At 52.8% G+C, this 26288-nt stretch carries 21 protein-coding genes and 1 riboswitch; of the genes, 8 read left to right on the forward strand and 13 right to left on the reverse strand.

Features of this window, described 5'->3' with window-relative positions; translation table 11 throughout:
* Positions 1–274 precede the first annotated feature (274 nt).
* The gene (gene tnpC / locus FPL14_RS12545; protein WP_182303157.1) at positions 275–1747 is read left to right on the forward strand and encodes an IS66 family transposase; all 1473 of its coding nucleotides are present in this window, start codon (positions 275–277) and stop codon (positions 1745–1747) included.
* A 169-nt stretch (positions 1748–1916) separates the two neighbouring features.
* Here the strand turns inward: tnpC and FPL14_RS12550 are convergent, their stop codons facing one another.
* Together FPL14_RS12550 and FPL14_RS12555 are read right to left on the reverse strand one after the other, a co-directional pair.
* Complete coding sequence (locus FPL14_RS12550; protein WP_182303294.1) at positions 1917–2825, reverse strand: carbon-nitrogen hydrolase family protein; 909 nt, start codon at positions 2823–2825, stop codon at positions 1917–1919.
* A 16-nt stretch (positions 2826–2841) separates the two neighbouring features.
* Entirely contained in the window at positions 2842–4380 is a 1539-nt protein-coding gene (locus FPL14_RS12555; RefSeq protein WP_182303295.1) for a bifunctional GNAT family N-acetyltransferase/carbon-nitrogen hydrolase family protein, read from the reverse strand.
* Between the two features lie 223 nt (positions 4381–4603).
* Between FPL14_RS12555 and FPL14_RS12560 the strand changes: the two genes are divergently transcribed.
* Both FPL14_RS12560 and FPL14_RS12565 read left to right on the forward strand, forming a co-directional pair.
* Positions 4604–5128 carry a MerR family transcriptional regulator gene (locus tag FPL14_RS12560; protein ID WP_229263975.1) on the forward strand — a complete coding sequence of 175 codons (525 nt, stop codon included), beginning with the start codon at positions 4604–4606 and terminating at the stop codon, positions 5126–5128.
* A 202-nt stretch (positions 5129–5330) separates the two neighbouring features.
* Positions 5331–6212 carry a polysaccharide deacetylase family protein gene (locus tag FPL14_RS12565; protein ID WP_182303297.1) on the forward strand — a complete coding sequence of 294 codons (882 nt, stop codon included), beginning with the start codon at positions 5331–5333 and terminating at the stop codon, positions 6210–6212.
* 40 nt (positions 6213–6252) lie between these two features.
* Here the strand turns inward: FPL14_RS12565 and FPL14_RS12570 are convergent, their stop codons facing one another.
* Complete coding sequence (locus tag FPL14_RS12570; protein WP_182303298.1) at positions 6253–6849, reverse strand: class I SAM-dependent methyltransferase; 597 nt, start codon at positions 6847–6849, stop codon at positions 6253–6255.
* Between the two features lie 39 nt (positions 6850–6888).
* The gene (locus FPL14_RS12575) at positions 6889–7617 is read right to left on the reverse strand and encodes an SDR family oxidoreductase (RefSeq protein ID WP_182303299.1); all 729 of its coding nucleotides are present in this window, start codon (positions 7615–7617) and stop codon (positions 6889–6891) included.
* 227 nt (positions 7618–7844) lie between these two features.
* On the opposite strand from FPL14_RS12575, the gene FPL14_RS12580 reads away from it, so the two are divergent.
* Positions 7845–8861, forward strand: a complete 1017-nt coding sequence (locus tag FPL14_RS12580) for a MerR family transcriptional regulator (protein WP_182303300.1) — start codon at positions 7845–7847, stop codon at positions 8859–8861.
* A complete protein-coding gene (locus tag FPL14_RS12585) occupies positions 8854–9540 on the forward strand; it encodes a class I SAM-dependent methyltransferase (protein ID WP_182303301.1) in 687 nt (228 codons plus the stop codon). Before FPL14_RS12580 ends, FPL14_RS12585 begins: the two co-directional genes overlap by 8 nt.
* 302 nt (positions 9541–9842) lie before the next feature.
* Here FPL14_RS12585 and FPL14_RS12590 read toward each other — a convergent pair whose 3' ends face one another.
* The 4 genes from FPL14_RS12590 to FPL14_RS12605 all read right to left on the reverse strand — a co-directional run bounded on the left by FPL14_RS12590 (position 9843) and on the right by FPL14_RS12605 (position 16961).
* Positions 9843–11939, reverse strand: a complete 2097-nt coding sequence (locus FPL14_RS12590; protein ID WP_182303302.1) for a glycoside hydrolase family 36 protein — start codon at positions 11937–11939, stop codon at positions 9843–9845.
* Positions 11940–12035: 96 nt separating this feature from the next.
* Entirely contained in the window at positions 12036–13358 is a 1323-nt protein-coding gene (locus tag FPL14_RS12595) for an ABC transporter substrate-binding protein (RefSeq protein WP_182303303.1), read from the reverse strand.
* Positions 13359–13489: 131 nt separating this feature from the next.
* Positions 13490–15130: a response regulator transcription factor gene (locus tag FPL14_RS12600; RefSeq protein WP_182303304.1), complete on the reverse strand. Its 1641-nt coding sequence runs from the start codon at positions 15128–15130 to the stop codon at positions 13490–13492.
* Positions 15123–16961: a sensor histidine kinase gene (locus FPL14_RS12605; protein WP_182303305.1), complete on the reverse strand. Its 1839-nt coding sequence runs from the start codon at positions 16959–16961 to the stop codon at positions 15123–15125. The genes FPL14_RS12600 and FPL14_RS12605 overlap by 8 nt, the downstream gene beginning before the upstream one ends.
* A gap of 172 nt (positions 16962–17133) precedes the next feature.
* Here FPL14_RS12605 and FPL14_RS12610 point away from each other — a divergent pair, with 172 nt between their 5' ends.
* The gene (locus FPL14_RS12610) at positions 17134–18024 is read left to right on the forward strand and encodes a carbohydrate ABC transporter permease (RefSeq protein ID WP_182303306.1); all 891 of its coding nucleotides are present in this window, start codon (positions 17134–17136) and stop codon (positions 18022–18024) included.
* Positions 18024–18854 (forward strand): carbohydrate ABC transporter permease, encoded by an 831-nt coding sequence (locus tag FPL14_RS12615; RefSeq protein ID WP_182303307.1) that lies wholly within the window; start codon positions 18024–18026, stop codon positions 18852–18854. The genes FPL14_RS12610 and FPL14_RS12615 overlap by 1 nt, the downstream gene beginning before the upstream one ends.
* A gap of 69 nt (positions 18855–18923) precedes the next feature.
* On the opposite strand, the gene FPL14_RS12620 is transcribed toward FPL14_RS12615, so the two are convergent.
* From FPL14_RS12620 to FPL14_RS12630, 3 genes are all read right to left on the reverse strand, one after another.
* Positions 18924–19931, reverse strand: a complete 1008-nt coding sequence (locus FPL14_RS12620) for an HD-GYP domain-containing protein (protein WP_182303308.1) — start codon at positions 19929–19931, stop codon at positions 18924–18926.
* A 54-nt stretch (positions 19932–19985) separates the two neighbouring features.
* Positions 19986–21824, reverse strand: a complete 1839-nt coding sequence (locus tag FPL14_RS12625) for a FapA family protein (RefSeq protein ID WP_182303309.1) — start codon at positions 21822–21824, stop codon at positions 19986–19988.
* 77 nt (positions 21825–21901) lie between these two features.
* A riboswitch (cyclic di-GMP riboswitch) is annotated at positions 21902–21988 on the reverse strand.
* A gap of 158 nt (positions 21989–22146) precedes the next feature.
* Positions 22147–23214 carry a branched-chain amino acid aminotransferase gene (locus FPL14_RS12630; RefSeq protein ID WP_182303310.1) on the reverse strand — a complete coding sequence of 356 codons (1068 nt, stop codon included), beginning with the start codon at positions 23212–23214 and terminating at the stop codon, positions 22147–22149.
* Positions 23215–23341: 127 nt separating this feature from the next.
* Here FPL14_RS12630 and FPL14_RS12635 point away from each other — a divergent pair, with 127 nt between their 5' ends.
* Entirely contained in the window at positions 23342–24238 is an 897-nt protein-coding gene (locus FPL14_RS12635) for a LysR family transcriptional regulator (RefSeq protein ID WP_182303311.1), read from the forward strand.
* A gap of 3 nt (positions 24239–24241) precedes the next feature.
* Here the strand turns inward: FPL14_RS12635 and FPL14_RS12640 are convergent, their stop codons facing one another.
* Positions 24242–25093: a helix-turn-helix domain-containing protein gene (locus FPL14_RS12640; RefSeq protein WP_182303312.1), complete on the reverse strand. Its 852-nt coding sequence runs from the start codon at positions 25091–25093 to the stop codon at positions 24242–24244.
* Positions 25094–25230: 137 nt separating this feature from the next.
* Complete coding sequence (locus tag FPL14_RS12645; RefSeq protein WP_182303313.1) at positions 25231–26283, reverse strand: glycoside hydrolase family 53 protein; 1053 nt, start codon at positions 26281–26283, stop codon at positions 25231–25233.
* Positions 26284–26288: the final 5 nt, after the last annotated feature.

The raw sequence follows: 26288 nt of genomic DNA on the forward strand, positions 1-26288 counted from the left end.
ACCGCGTGCCGCTAATTCACTCATTTCCGTACCCGAACACCAAATAACGGCACCGCGTGCCGCTATTTCACTTACTTCTGTACCCGAACACCAAATAACGGCACCACGTGCCTCTATTTCACTCAATTCCGTACCCGAACGCCGAATAGCGGCACCGCGTGGTTACTACTTAGGTCTCCTTAATCCAAAGGAGACTTTTTTTCTGTTTTAAAGGATTTTTGGTGCTGCATGTAGAAGTATTTCCTATACAGAATCTGTGAAGGGAGCAAGAACAATGAAGCTAACTCCGCAACAGGTATTACATGTGAGTAAAGGGGATACCGAGATTGCAGGCTTCATCTCTGCGCTTCTGGCACAAAATGAGAAACTGACCGAAATGGTAGAAACACAAGCTGTTCAAATTAATAAATTAGAGAAGCGTGTGCACGAGTTAGAACGACAGCTTGGTCAAAATAGCAATAACAGCAGCAAACCGCCATCGAGTGACGGACTGCGAAAAAAGAACAATCTGCGTCAGCCTGGGGGTAACAAAGGAGCGCCCAAGGGGCACGAAGGCCACACGCTTCGTTTTAGCCTGGTGCCTGACGAAGTCATCGTTCATGCTTTGCCTGCTTGCAAGAACTGCAAGCTCTCCTTAGCGGATGTGCCTGTGCAAGGCTGGATCAAAAGACAAGTACTTGACTTACCTCTCACTCCGCTTGTTACCACCGAACATCGCGTAGAAGAAAAGCGCTGCCCGTGCTGCCACACGTTGCAACGGGCCGAGTTTCCTGCTGCGGTGAAGGCACCTGTACAGTATGGGGATAGCTTCGCAGCATGGACGGCTTATTTGAGCGGCTATCAATTGCTGCCCTTGCAACGCATTACACAATTCTTTTTCGATCTGACCGGGTATCGCCCTAGCCAAAAGACCTTGCTTGAACAACTGAAGAGCATGGCAAACTGTATAGCAGAACAGGAGCCGTTGATTCAAGCGCATCTTCGCAACGAGCCTTTCATCCATTGCGATGAAACGCCCATGCGTTTGAATGGGAAACAGCAGCATCTTCATACGCATTCGAGCGCCAAATGGACGTTGCTGCATATGAACGAGAAGCGATGCGGGCCAGCAATCGTAGAAATGGGTGTATTGCCCACTTACACCGGAATTGTGGTTCATGACTGTTGCACGGCCTATTTCAAATCAGACTTCAAGTATTCCCACGCTTTGTGTAACGCGCATCTCATGCGGGAATGCCAGGGGATTGCTGATCACGATAAGCACCAGTGGCCCGTCGACATGAAAGAGCTGCTTCGTCGAAGCTGGGGGTTGGCCAAAGAGGCACGAATTGCTGGTATCCCTTTGTCGGATAAAGTCCTCGCCGAGATCGACCAGCAATACGACGACATTTTGGCGTTAGGGAAAACGGAATGGGCCAAAGATCTGGTGCCTGAGAAAACAGGGCCTCGCGGACGAAAATGCAAGAGCAAAGCGGCAAATCTTGGACATCGGTTCATAAAACACAAAGGGGCGATTCTTCGCTTTCTTTATGATGTGCGTATTCCTTTCGATAACAACCAGGCAGAACGCGATATTCGCATGTCCAAAGTGAAACAGAAAATATCCGGATGCTTTCGGACGGCTCTTGGCGGAAAGCAGTTTGCCAGTATTCGCGGGTTTATTTCCACACTTCTGAAACAATCTCTTCCTTTGCATGATTCACTCATATCCGTTCTTCGTGGACAGTTTCGGTTTAGGACTACCTAAGTAGTAACCACCGCGTGCCGCTATTTCACTTGCTTCCGTACCCGAACACCAAATAACGGCACCGCGTGCCGCTATTTCACTTACTTCCACACCCGAACACCAAATAGCGGCACCGCGTGCCGCTATGGGCATAGCCTACAAAACCTTACGCAAGGTGGAGAACGCAACTTTAGTGCTCCGTCTTCCGGTGCTCGTTCTCGTACAGATCCGGCCGGCGGTCGAAGAACGGCGCCACCGCGCCGTGCGCGCGATTCTCGCGAAGGTCGCGGAAATCAACCTCCGCCAGCACGGTCATGTCGAGATTCGTCTCGCCGATCTGAAGGATGCCGTCCGGCTCGAACGGCAAGTCGCACGGCGTGAACACGCCGGCTTGGCTAAAGCCCGTGTCTACCTGCGGACGTTCTTCGGACAAAGCTCCCACCAGTCCGCTTAGCACGACGTACAGCTGGTTCTCCACCGCTCTCGCCTGGCAGCAAAACCGTACGCGATGGTAACCGAACGAGCTATCGGTATAGGAAGGACAAAGGATCATCTCAACGCCGCGTAGAGCCGCGGCCCGCGCCAGCTCCGGGAACTCGATGTCGTAGCAGGTCAGGATCGCCATCTTGCCCCATTCCGTCTCGAACACGTTCAAGTCGTCCCCCGCGACTAGAGGCCAACGGATCTGCTCCTCCGGCGTCAGATGGACTTTGCTTTGCGTCTCGATCCGGCCGTCCGGGAAGAAGAGGAACGCCTTGTTCACGTATTCTTCCGCCTCAACGCCTGTTCCCGCCGGCCTTTCCTCCGCCTTGCAGATATGAGTTCCCGCGAGAATCGCGATCCCCTCGGCCTGGCTCAACCGCCGGAAAAACCCCATGTACTCCTCCGTCTTCCGATCCAGAAAGTAGCAGGCTTCATCGTGCAGCATCGACGGCTGAAGGCTCAGCAAATGCGCGGTTAAATATTCGGGAAATACGATCATCGCCGCGCCCTGTTCGGCCGCGTCGCGTACTTTCTCTTCGATTCCGTTCCAAAATTGTTTTTCCGTAAGGATGTCCGTAAGTCCGTATTGTGTCGTTGCGATCGTTAGCTTCTTCATGGCCACCTCGATAATGTTAAGTGCGAAATTGCAAGGAATACATATCCGTCCGGCGATCCCGGAACGACAAGGCATCCTTGGATTTACGATACCTCTCCAGCGTTTCCATGTCTACCTCGGCCATAATGACCGTCTCGGTATTTTCGCTGCATTCTCCCGCGATGCCGTCGCGGGGGAACGAGAAATCCGCCGGCGTGTAAATGCCGGATTGCGCATACTGCACGTCCACGTTGTCGACGTGGGTTAAGTTCCCTACCGTCCCCGAAGTGACGATGAACACTTGGTTCTCGATCGCCCGGGCTTGCGCGCAATATTTGACCCGAAGGAACGTCTGCCGGTCTTCCGCGCAAAAAGGCACGAAAATAATCTGGGCCCCTTCCTCCGCCACGATCCGCGACACTTCCGGGTACTCGATGTCGCTGCTGAGCTGGATCGATATTTTGCCGCAGTCCGTATCGAATACTTCCAGGCGGGAGCCTCCGTTGATCCCCCACCACTTGCGCTCGTTCGGAGATATATGAAGCTTGTATTGCTGCTCGATCGTACCGTCCCTGCGGAACAAATGGGCCACGTTGTAGATTCGGTTGTTGTTCTCTATGAAATGGGAGCCGCCCACGATATTGACGTTGTATTTGACCGCGAGCTCGGAGAACAGCTCCACGTACTGGCTCGTGTAGGTGCTCAGCTTCCTCACTGCAAGGCTGGGAGAGCGCTCATCCAAGAAAGACAGCAGCTGCATCGTGAAATTTTCCGGAAACACGGCGAAATCCGACTTGTAGTCCGAGGCAACGTCGACATAGTGCTCGCATTGGGTGGCGAACTCGTCGAAGGAATCGATTTTCTTCATCATATACTGAATGACGCAGATTCGGACGGGGAAAGACACTTTGTAATGAAGCTTGTTGATGCTCGGCTTGTATTCGATGTTATTCCATTCTAGCAATGCCGCGTAATTCTTGGAATCGGCGTCGTCGGACAAATAGTTCGTAATGATCCGCTTCAAAGTAAAGCCGTTCATCATCTGGAAGGTAAGTACGGGGTCGTAAATATTTTGCTGCAACACTTCCTCCGCGTACTCTCTCGGCGACATTTTGTCGCTATAGTGGTGATACCCCGGAATGCGTCCGCCTACGATGATACTCTTCAGATTCAATTGCTCCGCCAACCGCTTGCGCGCTTCATAGAGCCTTCTGCCGATTTTCATTCGCCGGAATTCCGGATGCACCATCACTTCCATCCCGTACAGATTGCCGCCTCTTGGATTATGGTTGCGGATATAGCCTTTGTCCGTAATTTCCGAATACGTGTGCTGCTCCAAATAATCGTCGAAGTTCACGATCAAGCTGGAACAGGAACCGATGATCTCGCCGTCCAGCTCGACGCAGATTTGCCCCTCGGGGAATATCCGGACGTGGCTTTCCAACTGATCGATTTTCCAGGGATCCATATTCGGGAAACAAATATTTTGCAGTTCGATGATTTTACCGAAATCCTCGCGTTCGATGTTACGGATGATGACCTTCTTCTCAAATTGGGAGATTTGATCGGCTGACATAGAGAACAGACTCCTTTAACTCTTTTTGAACTTCCGTTAAATGCGCATATATCTTTATTGTACCCTAAAGTTTCATCCCCCTATTATCTCGTTGTAGCGATTATGTAATTTTTTCACTTTGTTTAGCGAATCGGCACTACCTTTGTCACCCGTACAGGGAGTCGTCCATTCATCTCGAATTAACTAAGCAAAGCTTGCGAATGGAGGGATTACCTTGAGTACGATGAAAACGAAGGATGCGGCGGTGCTGCTGGACGTCAGCCAAACGACGGTTAAACGGTGGGCTTCCCAGTTTCCTGCGGATTTTCAGAAAGACCATCTCGGTCACTACGTGTTCACCGGACCGCAAATCAACCTGCTGCTCTATATCAAAGACCGGATCGAACAGGGGACGACCCTGGATCAAATAAAGCTGCCCGTCAGTCCGAAAGCCGATTCCGATTCCGCGAACAAAGCCGTTGCCGTCCCATTCCCCAAGGATGAAAAAGAATTAATGGCCAGAGTGCGGGAAGTCGAGCGCTCGCTGCAACAGAAGGCCGACGAAGTCGTGTCCGCGCAGGTGCTTCAGCATCGCGCGGAGCTGGACGAGCTTCGGCAAATGGTCGCTCAACTGGCCGCCGCCGTGGAGAACTTGCAAGACAAAAGCGCCAAGCCCGTTGCCCGGCAGGAGGAGCCTTGGGCTCCCGTCCCCACCGTCGCCGCCATTCCTCCTTCGAAGAAACGGGGATTTTTCCGGACCTTCTTTTAAATATGATAATTTAACAAGAAATATTAATATTCGACCCTATTTTCCCCTAACTTTTCTTCCCTTCGCTGCGTCTAATTAGATAACCAAAAAGAACAGAAAGCGAAATCGGTTCGCGCAGGCGGGGATGGGGATCCCTCTTGCTCGGGCTATCCCCAAGCGCCTCTCGTTACTGGCTGGAAAGAGAACAGTGGAGGAACGGGCAATGCGGGGACAACATTCATACAGCGGGCGTACTCTATCGAGGATGCTTATTTTCGTGACGCTAGCGATAGCGTTAAGCGGGTGCTCCTTCCTGCAATGGGAGAACACCGAAATCATGGGACAAGGAATAGCCATCGCCGCCACTCCGACGGAGTCGGCCGCGACGGAGACGACTGTCCCTGCGGAAACGACGACGCCGGCCGAAACGGCGACGTTGCCTCCGGCTAAGAATCAACCTTCCCCCGCAGAGAAGGAAAGCGAAATCCATAAAAACCGCAAGCTCGTGGCCTTAACGTTCGATGACGGACCCGACGGCAAATATACGGCTCGGATTCTCGATATTTTGCGGGAACGCGATGTGAAAGCGACCTTCTTCCTCGTCGGCTTGCAGGTCGACAAGTACCCCGGCGTCGCTAAACGCATCGTCGATGAGGGCCATTCGATCGGCAACCACTCCTGGTCGCATGCCGACTTGACTAAGTTATCCGCTAAATCCCGGGACAAGGAAATCGAGAAAACCCAGCAGGCCATCCTAGACGCCACGGGCGTCGCTCCGAAGCTCATGCGGGCTCCCTACGGAGCGATCTCCGATTCCGTGTTGAAATCGATTCGCGGGCGCGATATGAAGCATGTATACTGGACCGTCGATACGAAAGACTGGGCGGGTACGCCCATCGCGGATATGCATAAGAACGTAATGGCCAACACCGGCAAAGGCGGAATCGTGCTCATGCACAGCTTCGGCGGACGCAAGCACGCGATCGAGCATACGATCAAGCTTCTGCCCGTCATCATCGAAGATTTGCAAGCAAAAGGGTACGAGTTCGTAACGGTCGACGAATTGATCGCGTCGGGGCAGTATCGCGCTTCCGTTATTAAATAAACAACAGCTAGTCATTCCCATGCAACGGCAAGGGAGGTGACTAGCTGTTTGTTTTATACACGTAGACTTTGGTCCGATAAAGGTCGTTGCACGTAATGACGCGGACCGGCTGCCAATCGGGTATCGCGAAGCAGACGCTGATCACGCTCGCTCCCGGCGCCAGTTGATCGCGGAAAATCGAGCTCAAACGCTTCATTGCTCCGGGATACAGATAACAGATGACGAGATCCGCTGCCGCGTAAGGGACCTTATAGATGTTGCCTCTACGGAAGGAAACCGAAGGACCGGATAATGACGACCGCGCCGCTCGCGGCTTCGGCCGAACGCCGAAGGCGAGCCACGCCGCCACTTGGGATACCCGTAAAGGAATCGGGGAATTCTCGATTCCGACTACCCGGCTTTCCTTGCAGCTCTTCGCCACTTCGATCCCCAGCGTGCCCCACCCCGATCCGGCCTCCACGATCAGACCGGGCGCGGCGAGCCGCTGCGCCTCGGCGGCCACGACTCGCCTAACTTGCCGCGAAGAAGGCATTGGCGAAATCCCGTTCCTCCAGCTTACTCCTACGATAGAAAGGAGCGCGGACAGAACGATCACGACGATCAACAACGTCAATGTTTCCCGAAAGCCTAAATCCATGCCTGCCCCCTGCCCGGTACCGGTCCTGCTCGCTATGCCTTACCAGGCTAATTTCCCGTTATCGTTATAGAACCCTCCCGTGCTCTCGTCATCCGGCAAGGTGGCCAGACGAACCGCCGTCTGCGCCCCTTCCTGCGGAGATCGGGACCCGGAGAAGTTCGTCATGCTTGTCGAACAATAGCCGGGATCCGCCGAGCTGACTTTTATGGAAGTGTCCTTTAACTCGTTCGCGAAAAAAACCGTAAGCGCGTTAACCGCCGTTTTGGAGGAATTATAGCCTAATAGCAGAAAGGATGCCAGCTCGAAATTCGGATCGCTGTTCAAGCTGAGCGAGCCGAGCGAGCTGGACATATTGACGATTCTGCCGCTCGCGGATCTGCGAAGCAACGGCAGCATCGCCTTCGTCACCCTGAACACGCCGAAGACGTTCGTCTCGTAAACCTCTTTCATCGTCTCTATGTCCAAGTCGCTCGGAGCGCCTTCCGGCAAAAAGATACCCGCGTTATTAACCAAAATATCCAACCGGCCGTAAGTAGTCAGAATATGAGAGAACGCTTGGTCTATCGTCGGCTGATCGGTAACGTCCAGCTTAACGAAATGAGCATCGATGCCTTGCGCGACGAGCTTGTCCGCGGCCTCCTTCCCCTTTCGGTCATCCCTCGCCCCTACCAGTACCGTAATTCCTCTTTCCCCTAGCTGACGGCAAATCTCGAAACCGATTCCTTTGTTCGCTCCCGTGACGAGCGCGATTTTAACGTTTGTGTCCATCCGAATTTCATTCCTCCATTTTTTACATTTTATTCTACTCTTTCATTATATTTTTGGGTTATTCCGACTCAAAGTGAGCCGCGTCACTTGTTTGGTAACGGGAAAAATGACAAAAAAGCATGACTTGTTGCCTTGCGTCTTCTCCCGTTCGCACAGCAAATCTTCCATTCCCCCCTTTACATTGACGCAACGACACAGTTTACAATGGGTCTACGGGGGTGCACGACGTGCAAATCAAAGAAGTCGCGGACAAGCTGGGAATTACGCCTAGGGCGGTACGTTTTTACGAGCTGAAGGGTCTCCTCTCTCCTTCCAAGCAACCGGGCAATCGCTATCGTATCTTCACGGAACAAGATGTGTGGAGATTGCAGACTATCGTTTCTCTTAGAGAAGCCGGAATGTCATTGGCGGATATCGGGCAGGCGTTGGTGAAATGGGAAGAGAACGATAAGGAAGAGCTTCAATATTACCTTGAGCTTCAGCGGTCGGTCATGATGTCCGAATGGTTGCAGATCAAACAAGTGGTCGAAACGACCGACCATATGATCGGTTTGCTGAAATCCGAGCAAACCTTGCCTCTCGGCCATATTTTCCAGCTAGCGAAAGCATCCAGGCAATTGAGGGAACAGCGGACGAACTGGAAGGACACATGGGATTTCAATCGGCTGGCGCCGACCCACGACGAGCGGGTGGCCGCCAATGCGGGCCAATATGCGGATTACGATCAAGCATTGGACTTCATCGTGCAACGCGTCGCTCCTGAGCAAGAAGAGCGGGGATTGGATATCGGAACGGGGACGGGCAATCTCGCCTCGCGATTGATGGAACGGGGAGCCTCCATGTCGGGCGTCGACCAGTCGAAGGAAATGCTTCGCCTGTGCCAAAGAAAGTACCCCGGTCTGGACACAAGAATCGGCAACTTCCTCGCGCTTCCTTTTCTGGAAGAACAGTTTGACTTTGTCGTTACTAGCTTTGCGTTCCACCATCTCGCCGACGAACAGCAGTTGCTAGCTTTGGAAGAAATGTGCCGAGTGCTCAAGCCCGGAGGACGCATCTGTATCGCCGATCTTATGGACTCGGACACCATTAAGGTTAGCCGCGCGAACGCTAAATCCGAACGATATCCATCCGTTCTAACGCTGAGCGACTGGTTCGACAAACGCGGTTACCGTACGACGATCCACCCCATGAACGATTGGCTTCATATCATATATGCCTTTAAGGAGGACGGTCCTCATGCCTGATCACGACAGTATCTACAAGCAAGAAGCTTCGCAATATCATGAATTAATCGCCAGCCAACCGAGTTTATTAGACGTCATCGAACGGATTAAGCCCGTGGAGGGCCTAGACATCGTGGACATGGGCGCCGGGACGGGAAGGCTGACGGCGGAACTCGCGCCATCGGCCAAGTCCATCGTGGCGCTCGATGCCGCCGAGGCTATGCTCCATGTAACGGCCGACCGCCTGCGAGAAGCAGGGTTGACCAATTGGACGACGCAAGTGGCCGACCATCGCCGGCTGCCGCTCGCCGACCGAAGCGCGGACCTCATAGTCTCGGGCTGGAGTATCTGTTATCTAACCAACGCGGACGCGGAGCGCTGGGACGACAATTTGGACGAGATCATCGCGGAAATGAAACGCGTTCTCCGCCCGGGCGGCACGATCATTCTTTTCGAAACTTTAGGCACAGGCCACGAGACTCCTTCCGCCCCGGACTTTTTGCAGCCTTACTATGCCAAATTAGTAGATACTTACGGCTTCTCCCATCGCTGGATCAGAACCGACTATACCTTCGCCGATCTGCGGCAGGCCGAGCGTTTGACCCGTTTCTTCTTCGGGGACGAATTGGCCGACAGGGTCGTCGAACGGCAGCTTGTCCGCCTGCCCGAATGCGCCGGCGTCTGGTGGCTTCAACTGTAATCTCAGGCGAACGCGAGAAGGAGCCTCCCGCTGACAATTAACGGGAAGCTCCTTGTACATCTTGATAGCCTTTCAAGTGCTTTGGCTCAACCAAGGCACTTTTTTGGCCTTCGTGCTTCAAGTACGGCTGCTTTGGCTTTGGCTTAAGCATTGAAAAGAAAAAAACTATATTTATCCCTTTATTTCGCACCGATCGCCCATCCAGCAAGCTTGTCCTGCCCTGCCGGTTGTTTGCCGACTGCCCAGGCTAGCCCGTTGCCGGTTGCCGGTTGCCGGTTGCCGGTCGCGACCGCCACTCCCGCTTACTTCGCGACAAACTCGAACAACCGCGCAGTCTTCGCCGCGGGAAGACGGACCGTCAGCTCCCCGCGCTCGTCGTCCCAACTCCACTCGGTATCCACGGCTTGCGGATACGCGCACTGAATCTCCACGCCTCGTTCCTTCAGTTCCGCGAGCGGCAGCCTAACCTCGTCTCCGTCCCCGCCGACTCTCCACACGGCCAAGTAAACGCGCTTATCGCGGCGAAGTCCGAAGCTGACCCAGTCATCCTGTTGCGTAGGCAACCCGAGCGGCCAGAATGGCAACGCCTCGCGGATATCCCGGCGAATCGTCTTGTAATAATCGAGCGCTTCCTTGACGAGCTCTCTTCTCCTCGGGCTTAGTTCCGCCAAGTGACCGCTTTGGTGCACGCGAAGGAGCAGCGCGTTCACCATATTGAAGACGACTTCTTCGTCATCTCCCTCCCGCAGCGGATAAGACCAAATGGCCGATTGCTCCGGCGTCAGCGCGGCCGGCGAGCTCGCGGCGATAGCCGCATAGTTCGCGTAATTTTCTTGGTCGCTGGTCGACTGTATGCTATGCCGGCTCAGCATGGCGTAGTCCATGCGCATGCCTCCGCTCGAACAGTTCTCGATGACGAGCTCGGGATAACGCGCGAAGATTTCGTCGAGCCAAGCCAAGTAAGCGCGATTGTGCTGCAACAACCCGTCTCCGTAGCTATCGGACGCAGTCTCGGTTCCGATGCCGGCATTGATGTTGTAATCCATCTTGATATAGCCGACTCCGTAATCCTCGACCAACCTCCGAATGACCTCGTTCGAATGGGCAATAACCGCCGGGTTACGATAATCCAGCTGGTAGCGGCTGCGATCCTTAACCCTCGCTCCATGCCGCATGAAGAACCAGCTATCATCGGCATCCGCGAGCTTCGGACTGTTAATGCCCATCACTTCAAGCTCCAGCCATAAGCCCGGAATCATTCCTTTGCCGCGAATATAATCGAGGACGTATTTGATTCCTTCCGGGAATCTTTCCGACGACGGCATCCATTCGCCTACGCCGTCCCACCATTCTCCCGCCGCGTACCAGCCCGCATCGATACAGAAATATTCGCAGCCTACCTCTGCCGCCGCATCGATCAAGGGCAGCAGCTTAGCCGTAGTCGGAGATCCCCATAAGCAATTCATGTAATCGTTGAAAATAACCCGAAGCTCGCGATTATCGGCATTTTCTCTGCGAATTCGGCGCCTGTATGTCGTCAACTGCGCAATGGCTTGTTCGAATCCTCCGCTTACCGCGCCGACCGCTGCCGGAACGGAGACGAACTCCTCTCCCGGCTGCAGCTTTTTCCACCAGTGGTTGTCATGCTCGGTTGGCCCGCTGATCAGCAAGGTGAGCAAATCGACTTGATCGATGATTTCCCAATGCCACGAGCCGTTGTGCTCGATTTGCCAGAATAGGCTCGTGCCCGCTTCCTTGTTCTCCAGCACGGCCATCGGAATATGTTCCGAAGCGGACCATGAGCCGGTATTACTGCAGCTTACTCGTTTGGATCCTCTGTCGATGACATGGGATAGCCCCAACTCGGGAAGCTTGTATGTTCTCCATTGCAGCTCGCTTTGCCAACCGTTGTGGGCAATGGAAAGCTCCATTTTCTCATCGCGATCCATTGTCCCCTCCTTGTCCAAGCCGGTCAAGGCAAAGGAGGAAACATATTCTACGCCCACCGTCTCCGCGCCCGTATTCTTGAGCACGGTCCAACAACGAACCGTCTGTACCCCGTCATAGAACTGATAATGCTGCGCCGCTTGCAGCCCGGTTACCGGATCTTTCAGGAACAGCTCGAACTTGCGCCCTGTCTCGTTGCGCGTATCGATATGCCATTCATAAACCATGCGCAAGCCCGGGTAAGTAGCCCGGTGCGTCCGCCCATGATACTCCGCGCGATCTTCCCCGGTTAACTGCAGCTCCATGAGGCGGAACCCCGCTTTCCGGCTCTCCTCGATTCCTCCCGTTCCCATTGGCCGAGCCCCGAAGTGCAGCAGCCTGACATCCCCCGAATCCGTGATCTCGAAGTTCAAGTGCAGCCCGTTCTCCGTCACGTCTATTCGTTTACTCATCGATCCTACACGCCCTTTCCCTTTATGGAACGCCATAATTATAAATAAAGCCTCCAACCCCACGGTTAGGTGGCATTGGAGGCTGGGTCGTACTGCTTATTGCGCGGAACCGAATTGAATCCATGCTTTTTGAATTTCGTCGACGGTTTGATCCTTCGATTTGCTTCCGCCGATATAAGCTTGCATCAATTCGCCGAACTTCTGGTGGAACGTATCGAGCGAGTAGTTAACCGACAGGTCTCCGGATTTTTCCGTTTTCAGGATTTCTTCCATTTGCTTAGGCATATCCAGATTCGGCATCGGAGCATCCTTGATCGGAGGAATAACTTTCGCTACGTTGGAGAACCACGATTTGCCGTAGTCCGAAGTGTACAGCCAGTTGAAAAATTCGATCGTTTCTTTCGCGACTTTGGAATCCTTGTTGATGCGCAGCGCCTGATCGGCACCCGTGATGATCTGGGATTGCTCGGCTTTGTCGCTGACCGGGTAGCCCATGATTCCCAATTGGAAGTCGGGAGTGATTTTCTTGATCGCTTCTTCGTCCCATGCGCCTTTACCTGTCATGAACGCCGCTTTGCCGGAAGCGAAGTCGCTTACTTCTGCGTTGCTGTCGCGCTCAAGCGGCTTGTCCGTACCGTGTTTCACCGTTTGATCGATGAAATTGAAGAAGTTGTTGTACAGAACAGGGTGGTCTTTGAACGTCGTGTCGCCCGCGATGAATTGATCGACAAGCTCTTTCGGGCTGATGTTGGCGTCTTGGGCGGCCGCGTCTACGAAATGCTGCGCGATATGCTTCCATACCCACCATTCTTTGTACGCGTTCGCGAACGGCGTGATGCCTTTGGCTTCGAGCTTCGTGATCGCGTCGGCAAGCTCGGCCGTCGTTTTCGGAGGGTTTGCGATGCCTGCGTCGGCAAGCAATTTCTTGTTGTACATCAAGACGAACAGGTTGCCTTTGACCGGAAGGCCGAGGACTTTGCCGTCGGAAGAGCTCATGTTCGAGCGAACCGCATCGGTCATGGCCGCCGCGAGAGGCTCGTTCGTCAAGTCGGCGCTGTATTCCGCGAACGTGTCGATATCTCCGCCTGCCGTCGTTTGGAATACGTCCGGCGTAGTGCCGGCAGCGATTCTCGATTTGAGAACCGTGTTGTAATCGGCTTGCATGATTTCGAGATTGATGGTTACGTTAGGCTTTACTTTTTTGTACTCCGCGATATAAGCGTTGAAAGCATCTGTATATTCCGGAGAGGCAGTGAACATGTTGATCGTAACCGGTTCGTTCGAAGTACCGCCCTCAGCCGTGCCGGTAGCGGTCGGGCTTGCCGTGCCGTTGTTGGCCTCGTTGTTGCCGCCGCATGCAGCGAGTATTCCGGCCATCAGCACTAAGCTCATGGACAGTGAGCCAAATCTTTTTAACATTGTGTTGCCCCCGTTTCGTTAGTTGAATAATCGACTACGATGCCTATTCTAAAGAATAAGCGGAAGGATAAGAATGTACATAAGTGATGTGTTAAGGGTAAAAAAGTGGTGGGATGCGTCCTGTTCACTTTTTAACCGTTCGTGTGTCCTTCCCGGTACTCCGTCGGCGATACGGAGTAATAATTGCGGAAAGCTTTGCTGAAATAATTCTTATCCTTGTAGCCGAGCATGGCCGAGATGTCTTGGATTTTCAGGGTGGGATCGTCCAACAGCTGCTTGGCCTTATCCATTCTCACCTTCTGTACGTATTCGTGAATGCCGACTCCGAATTGCTGCTTGAAGAGCTTCATCAAGTATTCCCTGCTTAGATAATATTTCTCCGTAAATAGCGAAATTTTAATGTCCTCGAAGTAATGATTGTCGATATAAGCCTTGATATCCCCTACCTCGAAAGGCCGGTTGGCCGTCAAAGAGCCTCGTATCTCGTTCCCGTAATATTCAAGCAAGCGCATCAGTAACTGCTCGTACTGATCGAATGTCGCGAAGTCCGCTCCGATTCCGATTCCCCTTAGCGCGTTCTGTCCGTTGATCGGCAATCGTTCGGGAGCTACTTTCAGCTCAATGGCCGCGTCATTCATCAGAATGACGAATTCCTGCAGGGCCCGGTCCGCTTCGCCGATGCCGAACTTCTCCCCCGTCCGCCATTTCCCGACGTAATCGAACAGGATGCTCTTCGCATGGGACAGGCTCCCGCTCTCCAAAGCGCTCCGAATGAGCGGGATACGACCGACAAGCGAGTGACTATCCGAGCCCGAGGGCAGCTCCGTAACGGAATTCACGACGACCGCCTTATTCAGCGTTAACAAATCGATCCCGTTGATGAACGATTTGGCGGACTCGTACGATGCCCAAAGCCTCATCACGTCGTCGCATATTTCGCCGATCCCCACGGCGACGAGCGTGCCGAACAACTCGGCCAATTTCGCCGCGACTTTCTTCATCTGGTGAACGGACCGGTAAACCATATCTTCCCGATACCCGCCATTCATCGTAACGATGGTGATGATCTCCCGCTCCCGCTTCGGGTTGGCGAAGCTAAAGCATTGAAATTGATCGCCCGCGATCTCGTTGATGACGTTGGCGATGGCGAAATGCAGCAAGTCCACGTCCTTATGGAACCGGCTGTCGCTGATCTCTTCCAGATTCAGCACCCGGATGACGACCGAGGAGAAACGATTGGCCGGATTATCGGCTCCGATCAGAGGAAGCATGGCTTCGCTTAGCGGATTGTTGTTGCTTCGTTCGATAATCGAGACATAGATCTTTTCCTTCAGTTTCGGCAATGACATATTCAGCGTGATGTTCTTGCTAATGGACTCGTTCTCCATCTTCCGCTTCGCTTCGAGCACATTGACCGCTTTCACGAGCGCCTGGTTCAAATCGCCCCTATTGACCGGCTTCAGCAAGTAGTCGACGACCTTGGAGCGTATCGCCTGCCTCGTATATTCGAAGTCGTTGTAACCGCTAATGACGATCGTCAATAGATCGGGATAGTCCCTCTCGATGATTTGCAGCAGTTCCGTTCCGTTCATGACGGGCATCTTCATATCGACGATAGCGAGATCGATCTTGTGCTCCGCCAGCATCTTCAGACCCATCTGCCCGTCCGTAGCCTCCAACACCTGTTCGACGCCCAATCCTTCCCAATCTCCCAATATGCGAATGGCTTCGCGCAAAGGTTCTTCGTCATCGATAATCAGTACGTTAACCATTATGTCCACTCCCCCGCGGTAACCGCATTTCCATTTCCGTCCCCGATCCATCGGTGCGAATGCGCAACTCCGCGCTTTCCCCGTAAAGCAGCTTCAAACGGGTGTTCAAATTGACCAGTCCGATGCTCTCGTTATGCTGATCGCGCTCGCCCCAGCCTCCTTGGAACGATTGCAGCACTTCTTCGAGCTTGCCGTCCGCGAATCCCGGCCCGTCGTCCTGCACGCTGATGACGAAATGGTTGGGTTCCATCCTGGCCCTTATCGTAATGGTTACCGTGCTCGCCACCTTCTCCAAGGCATGCTTGATGGCGTTCTCGACGAGCGTCTGGATGGACAGCTTCGGAAGCTGCAGCTCCATCAGCGTTTCGTCCCAATCGTACGCGACCTGAAGCCGGTTGCCGAAGCGAGCCTTCTGCAGCCCCAAATAACGTTCGATATGCTTCAGCTCTTCCCTCGCGTACACGATGTCTTTGCCGCTGATGCAATATCGGAGCGTCATCGCCAACGCATCGACCATATCCGCGATATCGTAACGATCGTTTTTCAGCGCTTTGGTGGATATCGCCTGAAGCGCATTGTAGAGAAAATGAGGATTAATCTCGGCTTCCAGCGCTTTGAGAATCGCGTTTTTCTCCACCAGCTTCATTTTGTACCGCTCGTTGATCAAATCGTTCGTTCTTTTCACCATTTGGTTGAAGTGACGGGAAAGATAGGCAATTTCGTCCCGCCCCTGCACCTTCGCTTCCGCGTCGAAGTCCCCGGAGCTGAAGCGGCTCATCTGGTGGGACAGCTTTTTAAGCGGCCTGGTAATCGCATTCGAAGTGAAGGTGACGAGAACGACCGACAGCAGCAGGAACAGCAGCCCGATCATGAAACTTAAATTCCGCGTTGTCGTCGCCGCTTCGTATATTTGCTTATAGGGGACCGGTTTGATCAGCTTCCACCCCATCGCCTCGCCTACGTTGTAGACGACGAGATCTTTACGATCCCCTTGCTCCCATGTCACGCGGCCGGTCGGCGCGGGCGGCAATCGTTCGATGTATCCGGCGTTCTTAACTTTGGAGTAATAATCGAGATCGTCCGTGTAGTACACCTCGTCGTCCGGACTTAAGAACAACAAATGCTGTCCCTCGTTGAACGGAACATCTTTCAGGATATCGTTTACGGCGGATTTATTGAAATAGAAGGAAAGGATCGCTTGCGGTTGCCGGGTCACGATCGTCCGCAGAACCCGATGATACGCCATGAAGCTCTTGCTCGTATCGATCGCGTAGCCGGTCGCCGATGCCGGGCCGACGAACGATTGAAAGATGCTGTTGGAGGGGCTGTCCAATGACTGCTTATACCACGGCATGTCGGCGATGACCGGAATCGAGCCTGTACGTACCGTAATGTTATAATTCTCCTTCGTAATGGAATAATACTTCTGCCGATCGACCAGATAGAGCGAGATCGTTTCGAGATCCTTCCGGGAATAATAAAGCTCGCGCAAATAGTCCTCCAAATAAATTCTCGAAGCATAGTCCGTATCCTCATGCACCAAGGCGGAGGTCAGTTCGTCATACCGGATTTGCGGCAATGACAGCTGTTCGATCCCGTTCAGGTAACCCTCCAGGTTCCGATTTACCAAGAGCAAATTGTTCGTCGTGCTGGAGATGCTATTGTCGACGGACTCCTTTTGCAGAATCTGATACGAGATGATCGTTAAGGACGCAACAACAAGGATGATGATCGAGGTAAACAACAGGATTAGCTTGTTTACCAGTCTCCGCGAGATCCGCTCGATCAGGGAGGACCCCGTTCTGAAAAGCCGTTTAATCACATTGCCCATATGTAAATCGCCACCTCATTCCGTTCACCTTTTTACCCTTAAATGATTTCTTAAATCCATTTTTGCGGCAAAAGGGCTGTTTTATAATACACAGTATAGTTGAGATCATACCGTCATGTCCTATTCGGACGATATAGCTATTTTGTGACATAGGACAAAGAGAGGTGCTTATATGTTCAAATCGTTGGGAAGAAAATGGAGCGAAAAGCTGGAATTCGGGATATTCACGTTGCCGGTACTTATCTGTATTGCCGTTGCCTTCTATATTCCGTTTGCCATGACGATTCGATACTCCTTGTTGAAATGGAACGGGATATCCAAGAATCCGAAATTCATCGGACTGGATAACTTCAAGCAAATTTTCATGGGCGATGCCAACTTTACGAGTTCGGCTTGGTTCACGGTCAAATACGCGATTCTCTACATCGTGCTCGTTAACGTGCTGGCGATCCTGCTGGCCGTCATACTGGACATGAAGCTCAAGAGCTCCACTTGGTTGAGAACGGCTTTCTTCATTCCGTACATCCTTAGTCTCGTTATCGTCGGATTCATCTGGAAGTTCATTTTCATGCAAGGCTTCGAGTCTCTGGGGGCCAGCACGGGGTGGGGAATCTTCAAGCTCAGCTGGCTAGGGGAACCGGGGCTCGCCTTCATCTCCATCGTGCTCGTCTCCATCTGGCAATCGATCGGATTCTACATGGTCATCTACATCGCCGGCTTGCAGTCGATCCCGGAAGACCTGAAGGAAGCCGCAACCGTAGACGGTGCCGGTCCGTTCCGCAGATTCATCAGCATCACGCTGCCGTTGCTTGCGCCATCGATTACGATATCCGTGTTCATGGCTTTGACCAACTCCATCAAAGTATTCGACGTCATCCTTTCCCTTACGGGCGGAGGCCCCGGCGGAACCACTTACAGTATCGCGTTCGATATCTATAGAGATACTTTCCAGAACAATATGTTCGGATACGGTACGGCCAAAGCGCTTATCCTGTTCGTAGCCGTTCTGATCGTAACCTTGATTCAACTGACTCTGTTCAAGAGACGGGAGGTTGAAGCCTGATGAAAACCAACAAAGCGGGACGCATCGTGCTGGAAATCGTTATGGTGCTCCTCTCCCTTGTATTCCTGTATCCGTTGTTCTTGGCGATCAACAACTCGCTCAAGAGCTTCAGCGAAGTCATGAGCGACGTGGTCGCTCTTCCGAAACAACTCGCGTTCGACAACTATTCCTACGTGTGGTCGTTCATTAACTACCCGCGGTTGTTCCTGAACAATACGATCATTACGGTCGTCGGGCTTGTCGGCATTATCTTGGTATCGTCTATCGCCGCTTACAAGCTGTCCAGGACGAAAAGCCGCTTTAGCGCGGTTCTATACATCATCTGCATCATGCCGATGTTGATTCCGTTCCAATCGATCATGTTGACGGTGCTGCGTCTGTCGCAAGATATCCATCTCAACAACAGCACATGGGGACTCGGCGTGCTCTACTGGGGCTTCGGCGCTCCTCTGGCGGTATTCATCTACCACGGCTTCGTGAAGGGGATTCCGAAAGAGATCGACGAGAGCGCGACGATCGACGGAGCATCGGGCTTCCGCTTGTTCTTCAGCGTGATCTTCCCGTTGCTGAAGTCCGTTACGACGACGATCATTATCATCGACGTCATGTGGATCTGGAACGACTTCCTGCTCCCGCTCTTGATGGTCAACGGCTCGCCGTCCACCAAGACGCTGACGCTTGCGGCTTACACGTTCGTCGGCCAATATACGTCCGACTGGCAATACGCGATGACCGCCATGGTCATGGCCGTGCTGCCGTCCATCATCGTGTTCATCTTCCTGCAGAAGTTCATCGTTAAAGGCGTCGTCGCCGGCGCCGTAAAAGGCTAAAACAAAACCAGGCCGCATCCAAGGGAAACCCTCCCCCGATGCGGCCTGGTTTTTGCATATGCGCTCGAGCTACTCGGAAACGATTTTGTCCAGCTTAATATCCCGGCGCTTGCTCAGATCGATGTATTCGCCTTCGACCTCCACGATCGGCCGAACGGGATCCTGAGCGCTCACCATGAGGATTTTCCCCTCTCTGCCATCCGACAACACCACCTCGTTGCCGATCAACATATCCATGATTCTCTTGAGAAAGCTTAGCGTAATGGCCGGTTCCAGCGTTCCGTAGACATTGTCCGACAACTCCTTCAGAACTTGATAGAGCGGCAGCGAACTTTTATATACCCTATTGGACACCATCGCGTGAAACACGTCGGCTACGGCGACAATCTTGCTATATACGTCGATCTGATCCGCCTTCAGGCCGAACGGATAGCCGCTCCCGTCTTCCCGCTCATGGTGCTGAAGCGCTACGTAAGCATGGCGCTCGGGCAAGCCCTCCGAGTTTTTCAATATCTCGAAGCCGTGCAGCGTATGCTCCTTCACGATGGCGAACTCTTCGTCCGTCAACTTGCCCGGCTTGTTCAGAATGGCGCTAGGAACGCGGGATTTCCCGATATCGTGGAGGAAACCCGCGGTCATTAGCTCCAGCGTCTGCTGATCGCCGAAGCCTCGCGCCTTGCCGATCAGCTTAGACAGCAGGGCCACGGCAATGCTATGCCGATAGACATACTCGTCATGAACTTCAAGGTAGAATAAAATCTGATTCAGATTCGGGTGAGTGCTCATGGACAAGATGATGGGCATGATCTTGCTCTGCACGTCTTCATAGGGAATCCGATCCGTCTGCTTGGCGAAAGCGAACAATTCGCGAACTTCCCGAATCGTGGATTCAATGAGATAGGCCAGCCGAACCGGCTCGACATCCTGATCGGACAACGTCACTCCCTGCCGAGTAAGCAATTGAACTTCCTTATGCGTAAGCACCCGCATGTTCGGGACGATTAGAGTGCCTTGGTCGTTATAAATATTTTTGTTAACCCGCATTCCTATGTATACTTTCTGTCGCGAAAGCGGCATATTCACCCCACCAAGCATTTTTCTTTATATGAAATTTGTTCTCGACATGAGCCTTTATCCATTTCTTTTCAGCATCTGAATGTCGAAGGTAACCTGATCAATGGGCTCGAAATAATCCTTGCAGTATTTCCCGATGCACACTCTGCCTGAATACATTTTCCGCACTTGCACTTTACGTTTCGCTTTCAGGACGGAGATGGCTCCCGTCTGCCCGCCGATGATCTTCGCCAGAATACTGTCGCCGGCTTCGAGCCGAGAGCCTCTGCAGATCGAATGGCTGGAATGAAAAACGATATTTCTCGCCGAGAATAGCTCGCATAGCAACACGCCATCGCGATGGACCACGATATCCCCGTTCGACTTCAATTCGCTGTTCTGGCTCTGGCTAATGCTGATCTCCACGTTCTCTTCCTGCATCCTGGCCACTTCTTTGTGGGTATCCTGCAGCAAAGCGAGGAAGCTCCGTACGTATTCGTAAGTCGCCGACTCGATTAGTTTGGTAGGCTGCGAGAAAATATCCGACAGTTCCTTCAGCTTCTCGTATTCCGACTGCTTAATGTGCTGAATATTGGAGATGACTGCGTGAAGCTCTTTAATAGTCGGTATGATCTCTTTCATCTTCGTTTCCAAGAGAAGCTGGACGATCTGCCCGTAGCGCACGCTTTGCCTCTTGGCCTCCAAAGCTTGCTCTAGCATTCTGGAAGCCGATAGCAGCTTCTCGATATAGTCGCAAAGCAGCTTCGAAGTATGGTAGAGACGGTTGAACAACACGCCGAAATAACCCGAATACAGTTTGCTGGCAACAACGTTGCCCCTCGCGTTGATGCTTCCCGTGGCCGTAATCGTCGAATTAAACACGTTGCCGTATATGTAAACGTTGCCTAACGACTCGATGATCATATTGTCCGTCACGTCGCCGTAGACGACGACATCGCCCGAGAAAACGATATTCCCGGTCGCGATATCCACGTTGCCGGAAACGACGTACGCGGTCGACACGTCGAACGTTTTGATTTTGCCGCCGGTCACTCTCGGTCTTCCTTGCGCTTTGGCGATGACGAATCCGTCGGACGTCAATTCCACGTTCGGCTTTCCCATGATGAAGATATCTTTCGGCGGAGTGGGCAGCGTTAGATTCCCGAGCACGTCGTAGCCGGCCACGCCCTCCTGCATCGGGATTTTCCGCGCCATGACCTCGCCCTTCTGCACGGTGGGAATCCGCAGGTGGTTCCGATAATCGATCAAACCGTCTACTTCGAAAAACTCGCTCGTTACCTGCTGAGGGAAATAGATTTCGAGCATGGCATCCTGTCCCTCTACCGGCTCCTTGCCGCTGGCTACGACAATCGGTTTATACGTTGGATCCAGCAGTTCTCGCTGGATGGCGGCGAATTCGATTCTGGCTTTAATCGACTTCGCCTCAAGCTCGGTAACAACGTCTGCGAGTTGCACCGTCTTCAGCACGAGTTTCTCGTCGTCCTGCGCCCTTACGATAACGCGCTGAGCGGGACCCGCATCGACGAGCGTGGTCGCATAGCGCTCTTTCGCATGTACGAGCAAGTAAGCGAACATCTTGTCTTCGCTTATCGTTATCTCGAACAAAGGCAGCTCTTCGACCTTCCATGTCACCCGATCGGCGGCTTTGACCGGAGACTCCCAGACGACCTCCTCGTCGTTGACGTACAGCTTGACCGGACTCATCGGATAGATGACGGCGCGCTCGCCGCCTCCAGTCGGGTCCTGGACGGAAATCTGTTGATTGCGAATGCGGATCGTGCCGTCCTGCTTAGTCGGCGGGTCAGGCAGTTCCCCCTCCGGGAACTCGTTGTCGCGATCGATGTTCAATTGATGGATCAGCGTTCTTAACTCTGACTCGGTGATCTGTTTCTTCAAAATCTACACCTCTCGAAAGCATACTCCTGCAACCAAATAAAAAAGACACCTTCCGAATGGAAGATGCCTAACGCCCATTCGGCAGCTTGGCGACCATAGAACTTCAGTTCCTTAGGCCCATAGCTTTGCGTCCCTCTCTTTCAAAAGGTTTGCCTTTTCGTGTATGCGTGTCGTCGATGTATGAATCATGTTGTTATTTATGTGAAAAACTGTGTCTTTATACACAAACGATTCAATTCAATTATAAGACTATAGTCTCACTTTTATCAAGGAGTTTATCGATAACTTTCATTTTCTCTACCCTATGTCCGATTAATGGATGCTACAGCTTCACGATCCAACCAAACGGATCTTCGACCGTTCCGCGTTGCACGCCGGTCATGAAATCGTACACTCGCGAGGACAGCGGCCCGGTGTTCCCGCCGTTCAGCGTCAGTTTGTCGCCTTGCCAATTCAGTTCCCCGATCGGCGAAATGACGGCAGCCGTACCCGTGCCGAACGCTTCCTCCAACGTTCCCTTCTGGTAAGCTTCGACGAGCTCGTCGATGGAGATCGTCTTCTCCTCAACTTCAATGTTCCAGTGCTTGAGCACCCGGATGACCGAATCCCGGGTTACGCCGTCCAAAATGCTTCCGTTAAGCGCCGGCGTGATCACTTTGCCCCCGACCTTGAAGAACACGTTCATGCTCCCGACTTCCTCGATGTACTTCCGATGAACGCCGTCCAGCCATAGCACTTGCGAGTACCCTTTTTCGGTAGCTTCTTGCTGCGCTTTAAGCCCCGCCGCGTAATTCCCTCCGGTCTTGGCATTGCCGACGCCGCCGGTAACGGCCCGGACATATTCGGATTCCACGTATATGCTAACCGGATTGATTCCTTCTTCGTAATAGGAACCGACCGGCGACAAAATAATCATGAAGTAATATTTCTCCGACGGAGCCACGCCCAACGTCGCTTGCGTGGAGATCACGAACGGACGGATGTACAGCGAAGTTCCTTGCTCGGAAGGAATCCAATCCTCATCCGCCTTGATCAGCTGCTTCAGCGCCTCCATGACCAGATCCTCGTCGAGGGACGGGATGCTTAGACGGGCATTGGAGCGATTAAGACGCTGCAGGTTTTTGAAAGGACGGAACATCAGAACCGGTCCTTCCGGCGTTTTATACGCTTTCATTCCTTCGAACACGGTTTGTCCATAATGAAACACTTTAGCCGCCGGATCGAGCGAGATCGGCTGATAAGGGACGATACGAGGATCATGCCAGCCTATGCCGGCATCGTATTCCATGATGAACATATGATCCGTGAAATACTTTCCGAAGCCGAGTTTTGAAGTTTCAGGCTTTTGCTTGGGAGCGGAAGTACGCTCTACCGTTATCTTGAGGCCCATTCGAACATCTTCTCCTTAACTTTGTGTCTTATAGTAGAATGATATCAGAGCAATAGGTATATTGATAATATCTGTTTTATCGGTTATCCATACCTTTAAGGTATGGAAGCGAAAGGAGCATCATCCCATGGATATGCGGCAGCTGCGTTATTTCCTGGCTATCGCCAACGAGGGACAAATTACTCGCGCGGCTAAGCAACTGAATATGGAGCAGCCTCCGTTGAGCCGCCAGCTTAAGCTGATGGAGCAAGAGCTCGGCGTGGTGCTGTTCGATCGCAACGGGAAGCAACTACAGCTTACCCAGGCAGGAGAGCTTCTGCGCCAGAGAGCGATCGCTCTTCTGAATCAATTCGACGAGACCCTCACCTACGTGCAAGAGCTCGGCGAAGGCGTGCAAGGCGTGCTCTCGATCGGAGCGGTCGTGTCCTGCATCTCCTTATTGCCCCCCGCCATCCGGCAATTCACGGAAAAATATCCGCAAGTAACCTTCAAAATCCAAGAAGGAGACCATTTCCTGCTGGGAGAACTGCTAGAGAACCGCGACCTTGAGCTTATCGTCACCCGCCTGCCCTTTCAATCGGATTTCCAATCGCAGCATTATTCCGTATTGCCGCTCCCTTCGGATCCGTTCGTCGCCTTGCTTCCGAGCGAGTGGTCCGGGCAGGAAGACCGAGACCGGCAAACGATGACTCTTCAGGAACTGGCCCGCTTTCCGTTCCTGACGCTCAAGACCGAACGGACGACGGGAATGCACAACCGGGTGTTCGATGAATTCAAGCGGCATGGCTTGGAGCCGCGAATCATTAGCGAATGCTCCAGCGTTGCGATTACGGCTTCGCTTGTCGCCTCGGGGATCGGCGTGGCGATTTTGCCGAAATCGGTCATGAGCTCCTTTGCTTCCCCGCGCATTAAGCAGGTGGCGATCTCGAACGCCGATTTCCAAAGCGACGTCGGCATCATCTGGCTGCGGGATCGTCATCTATCGAAGACCGCCCGTCATTTTATGGACATGTTCATTGGATAGGGCTTAAGGGATTTCCCCTTCCGAAGTCAGGAACAGGTTCCGATACTTGGCGGGCGTAACTCCTTCTTTCTTCCGGAAGGTCGCGACAAAGTGGCTTACGTCGTTGAAGCCCGTCCGCGCGGCAACTTCCTTCAGGGGGACGTTCGGATGCGAGATGAGAAAATGTTTGGCTTCCCGGATTCTTAATTGAATCAAGAAGGAATAAGGGCTCATTCCGAACGCTTGCTGGAATAGCTCGCTTAAATAAGAAATGCTCATCCCCGCATGCTCTGCCGTCTCCGTCAAACCGATGTTATTCGAATAGTTTCTTTTTAACCATTGGACGACCGGACGTACCTTATCGAAGGTTTGGGACAACGACGGCTGATCGTTGCGCATGCCGAATTTCTTGAGCAAAATAAGGAAATGGTACAGGTCTTTGGACGACTCGAGCCTGGAAAACTCGGAATCCGCGTCGACTTTCTGCAGCATAAGCCCTATTAAGTTGGAAATCGAAAGCTGCGCATCGGTATATACGCCGGACACGTTCATGTCCAAGGAATCCACGATCGCGTCGACCGCCGCGCCGCCGAACGTAATATAGACCGTCGACCACTGATCCGATACTGGAAAATAAGAATGCGGCGTGAACGGCGTGAGCAACACCCCTTTGCCCGGAGTCAACGCGATACGCTCTCCCGAATGCAGGAACATCCCTTCTCCTCTTACCGTCTGAAGCCAATGAAAGTAAGGATACCCCTCCGGCCTTGTAAATATTAATTCCCATGCGCTGTAGCCGATGCTTTCTATGTACAGGGGAAGAGAACGCTCCAGAGAGGTAAACACGAATCTCTTATTCTCGTTGTCCCAGTTCATCCCGTCCCTCTTTCCGTCGATCGGATTGTCCTGCTCACCTCATTATAATGATCTTGACGACGGTTGAACATTCGCCAGGCGCCTACATTACGGAAAGAAGCCTCCGTATAGGAAGCTTCCGAACGAACCCTATTCTATTAGTCCTTGAAAACGCGAAGCGAATCTAATTTGTTCCCCTTATAATCAAACATCGTCAGATTGGACCAGTTGTTCTCGTGTTCCACCGACCATTGCGGCTTGGACGGTATCCAGCACGACTCCCAGTAATAGATGCCGATACCCCGATTGTCTGGCGTAGATTTAATCGTATCCATAAGCGTTCGAAGGAACGCCTCCTGCCCTTCCGGCGTAGCCGGATAACCCGGGTACAGCCAGTCCTCCGTATTGAAGATCAGAGGTTGATCGTCGGGAGGAGTCATTGTCCAAGGATATGCCGCTTCCACGACTACGATGTCCTTGCCGTATCGGTTAGCCAGATCATCAAGGTTGGCCTTCAATTGATCTAGCGTACCGTGCCACCAAGAATAGTAAGAAAGTCCGATGATATCGAAGCCGACGCCTTGCCGGATTAGACGATCATAGAAGTACCGGCTACCTTCATTGTCCGCGCCCCGGTCGACATGGATCATGACCGGAACCTTCTCCCCCTCGTCCAACGCTTCGTTCAGCCCGTCGATTCCGGCTTGAACCAAGTCCGCGAGATTCCGCCATTGCCGTTCCGTGTTCCATTCTCCGTCCACGCGTCCATCGGTCCAGATCATTCCGTTCGTGATTTCATTGCCGATCTGCACCATGTCCGGCAGCGTCCCCTGCTCCTTCAATTCCGCGATCGCGTTCCGCGTGAACTGTCTGACGGCTTGCGCGAGCTCCGGGAAAGACAGCCCCTCCCAAGCCTTCGGCTTGAATTGCTTGCTTGGATCCGCCCAATAGTCGGAATAGTGGAAATCGAGCAGGAAGTGCATTCCCTTCTCCTTGATCCGCTTCGCCATCTCTTTCGTCTTCTTCAAATTCACGTAATCATGCTTCGGTTCATTCCATAGACGCAATCTTGCCGAGTTCACGCCGTTATCCTTCAGAATGTCGAGCACGTCCCGCTTCCGCCCGTTATCGTAATAAGCTCCGCCCTCGGTCTCGATCTCGTCCACGAACGAGATGTCCATGCCTTTAAGAAAAGTCGTGTCTACCGTCATGTTTC

The sequence above is a fragment of the Cohnella cholangitidis genome (genome assembly GCF_014107495.1).
Classification (GTDB): domain Bacteria; phylum Bacillota; class Bacilli; order Paenibacillales; family Paenibacillaceae; genus Cohnella; species Cohnella cholangitidis.

What these genes read in the sequence shown, in the direction of transcription:
- tnpC (WP_182303157.1), top strand. Translation starts at nt 275, where the DNA reads ATGAAGCTAACTCCGCAACAGGTATTACATGTGAGTAAAGGGGATACC.
- FPL14_RS12550 (WP_182303294.1), bottom strand. Translation starts at nt 2,825, where the DNA reads ATGAAGAAGCTAACGATCGCAACGACACAATACGGACTTACGGACATC.
- FPL14_RS12555 (WP_182303295.1), bottom strand. Translation starts at nt 4,380, where the DNA reads ATGTCAGCCGATCAAATCTCCCAATTTGAGAAGAAGGTCATCATCCGT.
- FPL14_RS12560 (WP_229263975.1), top strand. Translation starts at nt 4,604, where the DNA reads ATGAAAACGAAGGATGCGGCGGTGCTGCTGGACGTCAGCCAAACGACG.
- FPL14_RS12565 (WP_182303297.1), top strand. Translation starts at nt 5,331, where the DNA reads ATGCGGGGACAACATTCATACAGCGGGCGTACTCTATCGAGGATGCTT.
- FPL14_RS12570 (WP_182303298.1), bottom strand. Translation starts at nt 6,849, where the DNA reads ATGGATTTAGGCTTTCGGGAAACATTGACGTTGTTGATCGTCGTGATC.
- FPL14_RS12575 (WP_182303299.1), bottom strand. Translation starts at nt 7,617, where the DNA reads ATGGACACAAACGTTAAAATCGCGCTCGTCACGGGAGCGAACAAAGGA.
- FPL14_RS12585 (WP_182303301.1), top strand. Translation starts at nt 8,854, where the DNA reads ATGCCTGATCACGACAGTATCTACAAGCAAGAAGCTTCGCAATATCAT.
- FPL14_RS12590 (WP_182303302.1), bottom strand. Translation starts at nt 11,939, where the DNA reads ATGAGTAAACGAATAGACGTGACGGAGAACGGGCTGCACTTGAACTTC.
- FPL14_RS12595 (WP_182303303.1), bottom strand. Translation starts at nt 13,358, where the DNA reads ATGTTAAAAAGATTTGGCTCACTGTCCATGAGCTTAGTGCTGATGGCC.
- FPL14_RS12600 (WP_182303304.1), bottom strand. Translation starts at nt 15,130, where the DNA reads ATGGTTAACGTACTGATTATCGATGACGAAGAACCTTTGCGCGAAGCC.
- FPL14_RS12605 (WP_182303305.1), bottom strand. Translation starts at nt 16,961, where the DNA reads ATGGGCAATGTGATTAAACGGCTTTTCAGAACGGGGTCCTCCCTGATC.
- FPL14_RS12610 (WP_182303306.1), top strand. Translation starts at nt 17,134, where the DNA reads ATGTTCAAATCGTTGGGAAGAAAATGGAGCGAAAAGCTGGAATTCGGG.
- FPL14_RS12615 (WP_182303307.1), top strand. Translation starts at nt 18,024, where the DNA reads ATGAAAACCAACAAAGCGGGACGCATCGTGCTGGAAATCGTTATGGTG.
- FPL14_RS12620 (WP_182303308.1), bottom strand. Translation starts at nt 19,931, where the DNA reads ATGCCGCTTTCGCGACAGAAAGTATACATAGGAATGCGGGTTAACAAA.
- FPL14_RS12630 (WP_182303310.1), bottom strand. Translation starts at nt 23,214, where the DNA reads ATGGGCCTCAAGATAACGGTAGAGCGTACTTCCGCTCCCAAGCAAAAG.
- FPL14_RS12635 (WP_182303311.1), top strand. Translation starts at nt 23,342, where the DNA reads ATGGATATGCGGCAGCTGCGTTATTTCCTGGCTATCGCCAACGAGGGA.
- FPL14_RS12640 (WP_182303312.1), bottom strand. Translation starts at nt 25,093, where the DNA reads ATGAACTGGGACAACGAGAATAAGAGATTCGTGTTTACCTCTCTGGAG.
- FPL14_RS12645 (WP_182303313.1), bottom strand. Translation starts at nt 26,283, where the DNA reads ATGACGGTAGACACGACTTTTCTTAAAGGCATGGACATCTCGTTCGTG.